A 10,404-nucleotide genomic window follows, 5' to 3' on the forward strand; every position below is an offset into this window, starting at 1 on the left:
GCCGCGCCGAGCACGAAGGACAGGCGGCCGGCCGCGAGCCCGCCCTGGACCAGGTCCTGCAGGCCGGGCTCCAGGATGTCCACTTCGCCAGCCGCCAGGCGCTTGACCTTCTCCGCGTCGACGTCCGCGCACACCACGTGATGGCCGAGTGACGCGAGACACGCGCCCGTGGTGAGCCCGACATATCCGGTTCCCACTACCGCAATCCGCCGTACGAACACGGTCCGGACTCCCCTCCTGACGTCCGACAGGTCTGCGACTGAAACTACATGCGTCGTAACGGCGACCCACCGACGGCCGACTGACTGTCTGAACGAGGGTGCGGTGTCGGGACCCGTACGCCTGCAGTGAGCGGAGCCCGCGGGTGCGAACCGCAGGCATTTACCAGCAGGAGAAAGGCGTGGTAATGGCACGCTTGCTTTGTGCTGCCCAAAGGCGGGCCGAGCGATGAGGATCAGTGTCTTCGGGCTCGGTTACGTGGGCTGCGTCTCGGCCGCGTGTCTCGCGTCCCGCGGCAACGACGTCATCGGCGTCGACGTCAACCCCACCAAGATCGACCTGATCATGGGCGGCAACGCGCCCGTGGTCGAGGAGCGGATCGGCGAGCTGACGCGTGAGGTGGTCGACGCCGGCATGCTCCGCGCGACCACGGACGTCGCATACGCGGTGGCGAACTCCGACGTCTCGCTCGTCTGCGTCGGCACGCCATCGGCGCCGAACGGCAGCCTGTCCACGGCCTACCTGGAGCGGGTGGCCGAGGAGATCGGCGAGGCGCTGGGTTCCCGCGAGGGCCGGCACACGATCGTGTTCCGCAGCACCATGCTGCCGGGGACGTGCCTGAACCTGCTGGTCCCGATCCTGGAGAAGGCGTCCGGCCGCACGGCCGGCGTCGACTTCGGCGTCGCGGTGAACCCGGAGTTCCTGCGGGAGGGCACGAGCGTCCGCGACTTCTTCGACCCGCCGAAGACCGTGATCGGCGAGCTGGACGCGCGGAGTGGCGACGCGGTCGCGGCGCTGTACGACGGGCTGCCCGGCGACGTGTTCCGCGTGCCGATCCCGGTCGCGGAGATCACGAAGTACGCGGACAACTCCTTCCACGCACTGAAGATCGGCTTCGCGAACGAGCTGGGCGCGATCTGCGGTGCGCTCGGGCTGGACTCGCACCGTGTGATGGACGTGTTCCTCGCGGACCGCAAGCTCAACATCAGCCCCGCCTACCTCAAGCCGGGCTTCGCGTTCGGCGGCTCGTGCCTGCCGAAGGACCTGCGTGGGCTGGTCCACGCCGCGCACCGGGCGGACGTGAGCGTGCCGATCCTCGCGCACGTGCTGCCCTCGAACGAGGAGCACCTCAAGCGGGCGTTCGAGCTTGTCGTGCGGACCGGCCGGCGCAAGGTCGGGCTGTTCGGCCTGTCGTTCAAGCCGGGCACCGACGACCTGCGTGAGAGCCCGATGGTCGAGCTGGCCGAGCGGCTGCTGGGCAAGGGCTACGACCTGCGCATCTACGACGCGAACGTGAGCATGTCGCGGCTGCTGGGCGCGAACCGGGAGTACATCGAGCAGCGCCTGCCGCACCTCGGTTCCCTGCTCGCCGGCTCGGTCGAGGAGGTACTCGACCACGCGGAGGTGTGCCTGGTGGCGTCCGCGGACCCGGCCGTGCTCGCCGCGCTGCCGCCGGGTGGTCCGCGCACGGTCATCGACCTGGTCCGCCTGCCCGACGCCGAGATCCGCCGGAACGACAAGGGGTACGTGGGCCTTGCCTGGTAGAGCGCTCATCCTCGTCGAGAACCTGTCCGTGCCGTTCGACCGCCGTGTGTGGCAGGAGTCGCAGACGCTGCGGGACGCGGGCTGGGACGTGCACGTCATCTGTCCACAGGGGACCAAGCGGGATCGTGAGTCCTATGTGGAGCTGAACGGTGTGAAGATCCACCGGTACCCGCTCACTGCGGCGACCGGCGGGCCGCGCGGGTACGTCAAGGAGTACGGCTCCGCGCTGTGGCACACCCTCCGGCTGGCGCGGCGCATCGGGCCCGTCGACGTCGTGCACGCGTGCAACCCGCCGGACCTGCTGTTCCTGGTCGCCAGGATGCTTCGCCGGAGGGGTGCGAAGTTCATCTTCGACCAGCACGACCTGTGCCCGGAGCTGTACCTGTCGCGGTTCGCGTCGCGGGGCAAGGACTTCCTGTACCGGATGGTGTGCCGGCTGGAGCGGGCGACGTACCGGACCGCGGACGTGGTGATCTCGACGAACGAGAGCTACCGTTCCGCCGCGCTCACGCGTGGGAACATGGCGCCGGACAAGGTGTTCGTGGTCCGCAGCGCGCCGGTGATCGAGCGGTTCCGGCAGGTGCCGGCCGAGCCCGAGCTGAAGAAGGGCAAGCCGCACCTGCTCTGCTACTTGGGCGTGATGGGCCCGCAGGACGGCGTCGACTACGCGTTGCGGTCGCTCGCGTTGTTGCGCGCAGAACGCGAGGACTGGCACGCGGTGTTCGTCGGCGCCGGCGACACGTTCGACGAGATGGTGGCGCTGTCTCGGTCGTTGGGCCTGGCCGACCTCGTCGAGTTCACCGGCCGCATCCCGGACGAGGACCTGGTGCGTTATCTGTCCACAGCGGACGTGTGCCTGTCGCCGGACCCGCACAACCCGCTCAACGACGTGTCGACGATGAACAAGGTCATGGAGTACATGGCCATGAGCCGCCCGATCGTGTCGTTCGAGCTGCGCGAGGCCCGCGTCTCGGCCGGCGAGGCCGCGGTGTACGCCCCGGCCAACGACGAGGCCGAGTTCGCGCGGTTGACGTCGCGGCTGCTCGACGACCCGTCGGAACGGGAGCGGATGGGCAAGCTCGGCAAGGAGCGGGTGGAGGGATCCCTCGCGTGGTCGAACTCCCAGAAGGCCCTTCTCGCGGCGTACGAAGCGGCGATGGCGGGCTGAACACCCCACGGGGTGAACGCGGATCGCATATGCTCGACTACCGGGAGGTAGTCGTGGGCAAGCTGATCAAACCGCTGACGCCGCATGAGATCTACGAGAAGCTGCGGGCCGGCGACACGCGGCTGCTCGAGGAGGGGCGTGCGGCGGCGCAGGCACAGGCCGTGGCGGAAGGGGCGCGGGCCCTGCTGCTGGGCAAGCAGGCCGCGCTCCTGCAGAGCGGTTGGGAAGGTTCGGCCGGCGCGGGGGCGTCGGGGGTGGTGAAGTCCCTGGTCGACAACGCGCATGCCGGGACGGACCAGCTGGCCGAGGCCCAGAAGCTGATGGACCGGCAGAGTTCGTCGTTCCACCACGCCGCCAACAGCGTCCGCCCCGTGCCCGCCGGACCACCGAAGCAGGACCTGACGGACCCGATGTGGCCGTTCGTCGACTACGAGCGGCAGGTCATGTCGTACCAGTCCGACGCCCAGCACAACATCGACGTGTTCCGCGGTTACGACACAGCCAGCGAAAGCTACGAAAGCGGCATGCGTCCGTACACGATCGTGGACGATTCCGGCGAGACGGTGACCGTCGGCGACACCGGCGACTACATCGAGGTTCCCGACGACGGGTCTCCGCGGGATGGCGGGCAACCGCGGGACGGCGGGCCGTCCGAGCCGTTGGGTGGGCGTCGGGATCCTGGCTCTGGTCGCGGTCCTGGCCCTGGTTCCGGTTTTGGTCCGGGTTCCAGCTTTGGCCCTGGTCCGGGTTCTGGATTTGGTCCTGGTGGTGTTCCCGTGGGCGGTGTCCAGGAGACCAGCCCCAGCGATTTCGGTCCGCGTCCAGGCTGGTCGCCCGGACCGGTACCGGGTGGGCCGGGGCCGGGTGGACAGGTGGCGGGTGGGCCGGGGCCGGGTGGGTCGCCGGGGCAGGCGCCGTTCATGCCTGGTGGCTTCACGACTGGCGGTGTGACCTACGGTCCTGGCGCCGGCCCGGGTACCGGTGGTCCAGGCACCACCGGGAGAGACCCGGCGCTCCGTGGCGGCACGACGGGCGCAGGCCCGCTAACCGCCGAGGAGGCAGCCGCCCAACGCACGGCGACAGCGGCAACACGACGCCCCGGCCCGGGAATGATGGGCACCCCCACCGCCCCCACCCGAGGCAAGGACAACGAAGACGAGGAACACCACCGCAAAATCCTCATAGAAGCCGACCCCGAAAGCCTCTTCGGCAGCGACGAACTAACCGCCCCCCAGGTAATAGGCGACGACGACTACGAGGACGACTGATCAGCTCTTGATGGTCGCCAACGCCAACCCGGCGACTATGGCGGCCACCTGGCAGGGGTCCTTGTGCCCGATGTTCTCAGACGACAACCGGACGGGGACCTCGAACCTGATCTCATCGGACGCGCCGACAACGACCGTGCACTTACCGCTCGCACGGTCGTCGAACACGTTGGAGATCACGGCAGGATAACCTTCGATAGGCGGCAATTCCTCGAAGAGGGCGGTCTTGCCGTCTTTGTGCGCCTGGTACTCCACGCTGAGCCCACGCGGATCCCCGTCCAGAAAATGGATCTCCACCAAACCCCGGGTGTCAGCGTTCTCCCACGTGCAGGCCTTGCCGAAAGGTGCGTCCCTCCGCTCACCAGAAGGCGGCAGCGTGAGGCTGCGGGCCTGATCCGCGGTGAGCGTCTGACAGGGATCCTGTTGGAAGCGCGTGGTGTCCAGTGGGTCGTCCACCTTGGGAGCCCCCGCATACGGCAACTCCTGCCCGTTCTCCGTCGATGACGACCCCGTGCCCGAGGACTCCACCGTGGTTCGAGGCACGGGCTCTCCCCTGCTCGTCGTGGTGCAGGCGCTGACTACCGCCACGGCAAGCACACCAAGAATGGCCAAGGCATGTCGGAAAGCCACGGCGCTAGACCACCGGTCGAGTATCGCCGACGCCGGTCTGGCCAAGGCCGATGATCGTGCGCTCCTCCACGCCGAGGTAGGTGTCCAACGCGTCCTGACACTTCTGCGCCTGTTCCAGGTAGAAGGCTGAGTAGTGCCGGCAGTACGCGAGGTAGGAATCGCCAGACGTGTTGACTTTGGACGCGAAACTCTCGCTGACATATTCCTGAGCCGAAGGCCCGACCTTGACCATGGGCTCAGCATCCCGCGTTGACTGGTCGTAACTGTCGGCGAGTTCGATGTAGTTCTTGATCACCTGGCGGATGGTGTCCGGGTCGAAGGTGAAGGTGCCGGCTGTGGTGCCTTCGGTCGTGTCGTTGGTGAACTTGCTCAGCTCGACCACGATCCGGTCGCGCTCGCCGCCCATGCGCTCCCCCTGCGTCTTGGAACTCTCGGTAACCGAGCATACGGCACGGGTGGTTCCTGTGAGGTCGGTTCGAAGTGGGCACCGCTGTAACCAAATCCGGGTTTCGGGCGACGCGTAGCTTGAAAGGGGGCCTCACGCGGTGAACGATGATCAAGCACGGCTGTCCGTCATCTGGCAGGTCTTGCGCCTGCGGTGGCGGTTACTGATCGTGATCGCCGTCGTGGGGGCGTTCGTGGGAGCGGGGGCCTCTTTGGTGTTCTCTCCTGGTTACGAGACGTCCGCCAGTGTGGTGTTGCAGGGGGCTCGTGACCCGAACGAGTTGCTCACCGAGGCCCAGGTGGCGCAGAGCTCGGTTGTGTTGGACCGGACCGCCGGCGCCTTGAAGTGGGGGCTTTCGGGGGCTGATCTGGTCGACCGGGTGACGGCCGCGGTGGCGGACGGCAACATCATCGAGATCACGGCCACCGCGGACACTCCCGAGCAGGCCCAGCGGCTCGCGGACCGGGTGGCCCAGGAGTACGTCACCTTCTCCACCCAGCTGCTCTCCACCACCACGGACGCGTCCGCGCAGGTGTCGCAGGAGCAGCAGCAGACCCTCCGCCAGCAGATCATCGACACCAACCAGAAGATCTCCGACCTGCACAACTCCGCCGGTGAGGGGCAGACCATCGACTCTGTCGGGGTGCGGACCGAGCTGGAGCAGCTGCGGACCGCGCTCTCCCAGGCCGTCGCCAAGCTCGACGAGCTCGACACCGCCTCCGGGCAGGCCAAGATGGTCGTGATGGGTCCGGCCGAGCGCCCGCTCTCGGCCGCGGCGCCGACCATGACGGACCTCATCGGGGGCGGGGCGCTGTTGTTCCTCCTCATCGGCGTCTTCTGGCAGCTCTTCGCCGCGCGGGCCGATCGGCGGGTGCGGGACGAGGCCGTGATCGCCTCCGCGCTCGGGGCCGGGGTGCTGGGCGGCGTCGAGGTGCCCGCCGCGCCGGTCGAAAGGGCCACCGGGGTCGTCGCGGGCGTCAGGTCCTTCTTCCTCGGGGATCGGCCCTGGCACGTTGCCGCCCTACCACCTGCCGCGGACGAGGTCGGACTGGCCATCCGCTACCGACGGGTGCTGTCGCGGCTGCGTGACCAGCTCCCGTCCGGGCCCGGGCGCCTGCTGGCGGTGGTCGCGGCCGACGATCCGGAGGCCCGCGTGGCCGCCGCCCGCCTGACGGAGTTCGCCCTCGAGGTGCGGCTCACGCTGACCGTGTGGGAGGCCGACCCGGCCCGCCCGACGGTGCCGGACGAGGCGGTGCCCGGTGTCGTGGCGGTCGTCACGGCCGGGACGCGGAACGGGTGGGAGCTGGTCGGGATCGCCGAAGCGTGCGCGGACGCCGGGCACGACGTCCTCGGCGTCGTCGTCGCGCACCCGACCGAACCACCCGCCGACGAGCCCCAACCGGAGCGCGAGCCGGTGCTGGCGGGTGCCGGATGACCAACCCCGAGAACCCCCAGCCGCAGCACCTCCTGGACTTCGCCCGGCTGTGGGTCGCGATTCGGCGCGGGCGGCGGCTCTGGCTCACGTTCGCCCTGGTCGGGCTGCTTGGCGGCGGTGCGCTCGCGGTGCTCATGCCGCCCGCGCCGACCGCGGTCACCCGCATCCTCGTCGTGCACGAGGAGGACAACGCCTCCGACGGCGGCAGCCTCATCCGCACCGACGTCACCCTCATGACCACCACCCGGATCGCCGGCGCGGCACTCAGGAAACTCGACTCGCACGAGCGGCCCGAGGAGTTCCTCAAGGACTTCCAGGTCGTCGGGCTCACGAACAACGTCCTCGAGCTGACCGTCAAGGGCACCTCCAGCGCCGATGCCGTGCGGCGGGCCAAGGCACTGGCCGAGGCCTTCATCGCCGACCACATCGGACGGATCCAGGCCGCTGCCAAGGCCGACGCGAAGGCCATCACCGACCAGCGCGCTCAGGTGCAGTCCGAGCTGGACCAGGTCAACGGGCAGATCTCCAGTGCCGAGACCGCCGCGCAGAACAACCAGAACAACCAGGACGCCCCGACGCCCAACGCCGCCAACCTCGACTCGCTCTACGCCCGCCGGGCCGACCTGACCAGCCAGATCTCGCAGCTGACGCAGCAGGCCCAGCAGGCCGGGCTGGGCGCGCCACGTGTCAGCGCCGGCACGCAGATCGTCGACGCGCCACGGCCCGTCAAGATCTCGCTCAAGGTGACCGGCGCCACCAACGGCGGCATCGGGCTCGTGGTCGGGCTCGTCATCGGGCTCGCGGTGGCCGCCGTCGGCGGTGTGGTGCGGGACAAGCCCGTGCTGCGCAAGGACATCGCCGAGCACCTCGGTGCCTCGGTCATCGCGGAGCTGCCGCGGCGCGGGAGAACGCGGTTCCTGCCCGGCAAGAAGGCCGCGCAGACCCGCAAGCGGGTCGCCGTCACGCTCGTCCGCCTCGTGCGGGACGGGTCCGGGCCCGTGTCCATCCTCGAGCTGGGTGCCGCGCCGCTCGCCGCCGGCCTCGCCGCCGACGTCGCCGCGGAGCTGGCCGTCGAGCAGGCGGTCGTGCTGGTCGCGGATCCGCCGGAGCGGATCAGGGAGGCGCCGGACGGTGTGCGGGTCGTGGGCGCCGACGACACCGGCGCACCGCAGGAGGGCGAGGCCCGCATCGGGCTCGGGTCCGTCGCGCCCGGGACCGCGTGGACCGACCTGCCCCACCTCGGCACGGAGACGCTGCTGGTCGTGAAGGCCGGGTTCGCGAACACGACCTGGCTGCACACGGTCGCCCGCCAGCTCGCCGACGCCGGCATCCCGATCGTCGGCGTCGTGCTCGCGGATCCGGACCGGCGGGACAAGTCCGACGGCACGTTGTGGGACGGCCTGCACACGGCGCTACGCGGCCGGGCCAGGCACAAGACCAACAACACGACCAACGGCACGACGAACGGCACGACCAACGGCATGAACGTGCACGACCTCCCCACCAAACGGTTCGCACCGGTGCGGCCCGCCGAGAAGAAAGGCTGACACATGTGCGGCATCGCAGGTGCCTACCTGTGGCCCGACGGCGGCCCGCTGACGGAACGGCTCACCAAGACGCTGGCGCACCGCGGGCCGGACGCGTCCGGGCGCTACAGCAACGCGGCCGCCGACCTCCACCTCGGTCACCGGCGGCTGTCGATCATCGACCTGACCGAGACCGGCGCGCAGCCGATGGTCTCCGACGGGCTGGTGCTCACCTACAACGGTGAGCTGTACAACGCGCCGGCGCTGCGCGGGGAGCTGGCGTCCCACGGCGTGCGGTTCCGCGGCACGTCCGACACCGAGGTGCTGCTGGAGGCGTGGCGGCGCTGGGGCGTGGACTGCCTGCCGCGGCTGCGCGGGATGTTCGCGTTCGGGATCTTCGACGAGCGGACCGGGGAGCTGACGCTGGCGCGCGACCAGCTGGGCATCAAGCCGCTGTTCTACGTGCGGCGCGGGGGCGGGCTGGCGTTCGCGTCCGAGCTGAAGGCGCTGGCGGGCGAGCTGGGTGACCTGACCGTCAACGACGCCGCGCTCGTCGCGTCGCTGCTGTACTACTGGGTGCCGGACAGCCGGTGCGCGTACCGGGAGGCGGCGAAGCTGCCACCGGGGAGCTGGCTGCGGATGAAGCCGAACGGATCGACCGAGCAGGGCACGTACTTCTCGCTCCGGGACGTCGCCGCCGAGGCGCAGCATTCCGGTCCGGTCGACCTGGCCGCGGTGGTCGAGGAGTCGACCAGGGCGCACCTGCTGGCGGACGTGCCGGTCGCGACGTTCCTGTCCGGTGGGCTCGACTCCAGCTACCTGACCGCGCTCGCGGCCCGGCACAGCCCCGGGATCTCCGCGTACACCATTGGTTTCCGCGCCGAGGACGCGCGGTTCGAGGCCATGCCGGACGACCTGAAGTACGCGCGGATCGTGGCGGAGAAGTTCGGCGTCGACCTGCACGAGATCGAGATCGCGCCGCAGGTGCTGGACCTGCTGCCGAAGATGACCTACCACCTCGACGAGCCGATCGGCGATCCCGCGGCGATCAACACGTTCCTGATCTGCTCGGCGGCCCGCGAGGCCGGGGTGAAGGTGATGCTGTCGGGGATGGGCGCGGACGAGCTGTTCGCCGGCTACCGCAAGCACCTCGCGAACACGCTCGCGCTGCGGTACCAGAAGGTGCCCGCCGCGCTGCGGTCGCCGATCCGGTCGGTTGTCGACAGGCTGCCGGTGGCGTCCGCGAAACGCGGCTACCGGTCCGTGCGATTTGCCAAGAGGTTCCTGTCGTTCGCGGAACTGCCCGAGGAAACCGCTTTTCGGCGCAGCTACACCATGTACGACCACGCGGAGCTGACGGGACTGCTCTCGCCGGACCTGCGTGCGACGGTGGACGACGTGCTGACCGAGCACGCGGACACCTACCACGACAACTCCCTGTCGGACTTCGTGAACCGGATGTGCCTCGCGGACTCGCGGCTGTTCCTGCCGGGGTTGAACCTCGCGTACACGGACCGGTCGTCGATGGCGGCGTCCACCGAGGTGCGGGTGCCGTTCGTGGACGTCGAGGTCGTGAAGGCGGCGTTCGCCCTGCCCGGCTCGGCGAAGATCGTGCGCCGGCAGGGGAAGGTGGCGTTGAAGAAGGCGGCCCTGTCGATGCTGCCGGAGGAGATCGTCTACCGGCCGAAGGGGTTGTTCTCGGCGCCGCTGCGGGCGTGGATGAGCCGCGACCTCGCGCCGCTGGTCCACGAGGTGGTGAACGAGGGACTCCTGGTGCGCAACGGTTTCCTGCGCCGCGAGGCCCTGCAGCGGCTGGTCGACGAGGACGCGTCGGGGCAGCAGGACCGGTCGAAGCACCTCTGGCACGTGTTGACGCTCGAGCACTGGTACCGCGCGGCTACCAACAAGTAGAAGGAAAAGGCCTTGAAGCAGGTTGTGCAGAACTACAAGAGCGGCGAGCTGGCGCTGCTCGACGTGCCGGAACCGGCGTGCAAGCCGGGCGGGGTGCTGGTGCGGACCCTGTACTCGCTGATCTCGACCGGCACTGAGCTGATGAAGGTCAGCGAGGCCAGCAAGTCGTTGCTGGGCAAGGCGAAGGCCCGGCCGGACCAGGTCGCGAAGGTGATGCAGTGCGTCGCGACGAACGGCCTCGCGGCGACGTACCGCAA

At 69.5% G+C, this 10,404-nt stretch carries 8 protein-coding genes and 2 pseudogenes; 7 read left to right on the top strand and 3 right to left on the bottom strand.

Annotated features, from left to right (window positions below; genetic code table 11):
* A pseudogene (locus tag ACJ73U_RS19735) lies at positions 1-221 on the bottom strand (UDP-glucose 6-dehydrogenase); the annotation flags it as partial.
* Between the two features lie 226 nt (positions 222-447).
* Here ACJ73U_RS19735 and ACJ73U_RS19740 point away from each other — a divergent pair.
* The 3 genes from ACJ73U_RS19740 to ACJ73U_RS19750 are packed head-to-tail and all read left to right on the top strand — an operon-like array spanning position 448 to position 4,200.
* Positions 448-1,764: a nucleotide sugar dehydrogenase gene (locus ACJ73U_RS19740; RefSeq protein WP_407779127.1), complete on the top strand. Its 1,317-nt coding sequence runs from the start codon at positions 448-450 to the stop codon at positions 1,762-1,764.
* Positions 1,754-2,932, top strand: a complete 1,179-nt coding sequence (locus ACJ73U_RS19745) for a glycosyltransferase family 4 protein (RefSeq protein WP_407779128.1) — start codon at positions 1,754-1,756, stop codon at positions 2,930-2,932. The genes ACJ73U_RS19740 and ACJ73U_RS19745 overlap by 11 nt, the downstream gene beginning before the upstream one ends.
* 29 nt (positions 2,933-2,961) lie before the next feature.
* Positions 2,962-4,200, top strand: a complete 1,239-nt coding sequence (locus ACJ73U_RS19750) for a hypothetical protein (protein WP_407779129.1) — start codon at positions 2,962-2,964, stop codon at positions 4,198-4,200.
* Here ACJ73U_RS19750 and ACJ73U_RS19755 read toward each other — a convergent pair whose 3' ends face one another.
* Together ACJ73U_RS19755 and ACJ73U_RS19760 are read right to left on the bottom strand one after the other, a co-directional pair.
* Positions 4,201-4,830, bottom strand: coding sequence for a DUF3558 domain-containing protein (locus tag ACJ73U_RS19755; RefSeq protein WP_407779130.1), 630 nt, complete (start codon positions 4,828-4,830; stop codon positions 4,201-4,203).
* 4 nt (positions 4,831-4,834) lie between these two features.
* On the bottom strand, positions 4,835-5,236 hold the full coding sequence (locus ACJ73U_RS19760; RefSeq protein ID WP_407779131.1) for a hypothetical protein: 402 nt from the start codon (positions 5,234-5,236) through the stop codon (positions 4,835-4,837).
* A 139-nt stretch (positions 5,237-5,375) separates the two neighbouring features.
* Here ACJ73U_RS19760 and ACJ73U_RS19765 point away from each other — a divergent pair, with 139 nt between their 5' ends.
* The 4 genes and pseudogenes from ACJ73U_RS19765 to ACJ73U_RS19780 all read left to right on the top strand — a co-directional run.
* A complete protein-coding gene (locus ACJ73U_RS19765) occupies positions 5,376-6,710 on the top strand; it encodes an exopolysaccharide biosynthesis protein (RefSeq protein WP_407779132.1) in 1,335 nt (444 codons plus the stop codon).
* Positions 6,707-8,257 carry a Wzz/FepE/Etk N-terminal domain-containing protein gene (locus tag ACJ73U_RS19770; RefSeq protein WP_407779133.1) on the top strand — a complete coding sequence of 517 codons (1,551 nt, stop codon included), beginning with the start codon at positions 6,707-6,709 and terminating at the stop codon, positions 8,255-8,257. Before ACJ73U_RS19765 ends, ACJ73U_RS19770 begins: the two co-directional genes overlap by 4 nt.
* Before the next feature lie 3 nt (positions 8,258-8,260).
* Positions 8,261-10,147 carry an asparagine synthase (glutamine-hydrolyzing) gene (gene asnB / locus ACJ73U_RS19775; RefSeq protein ID WP_407779134.1) on the top strand — a complete coding sequence of 629 codons (1,887 nt, stop codon included), beginning with the start codon at positions 8,261-8,263 and terminating at the stop codon, positions 10,145-10,147.
* 12 nt (positions 10,148-10,159) lie between these two features.
* Positions 10,160-10,404, top strand: a pseudogene (locus ACJ73U_RS19780) (oxidoreductase); the annotation flags it as partial.

Source organism: Actinophytocola sp. (assembly GCF_045807065.1).
Lineage (GTDB): Bacteria > Actinomycetota > Actinomycetes > Mycobacteriales > Pseudonocardiaceae > Actinophytocola.

What these genes read in the sequence shown, in the direction of transcription:
- ACJ73U_RS19740 (WP_407779127.1), top strand. Translation starts at nt 448, where the DNA reads ATGAGGATCAGTGTCTTCGGGCTCGGTTACGTGGGCTGCGTCTCGGCC.
- asnB (WP_407779134.1), top strand. Translation starts at nt 8,261, where the DNA reads ATGTGCGGCATCGCAGGTGCCTACCTGTGGCCCGACGGCGGCCCGCTG.
- ACJ73U_RS19770 (WP_407779133.1), top strand. Translation starts at nt 6,707, where the DNA reads ATGACCAACCCCGAGAACCCCCAGCCGCAGCACCTCCTGGACTTCGCC.
- ACJ73U_RS19760 (WP_407779131.1), bottom strand. Translation starts at nt 5,236, where the DNA reads ATGGGCGGCGAGCGCGACCGGATCGTGGTCGAGCTGAGCAAGTTCACC.
- ACJ73U_RS19750 (WP_407779129.1), top strand. Translation starts at nt 2,962, where the DNA reads ATGCTCGACTACCGGGAGGTAGTCGTGGGCAAGCTGATCAAACCGCTG.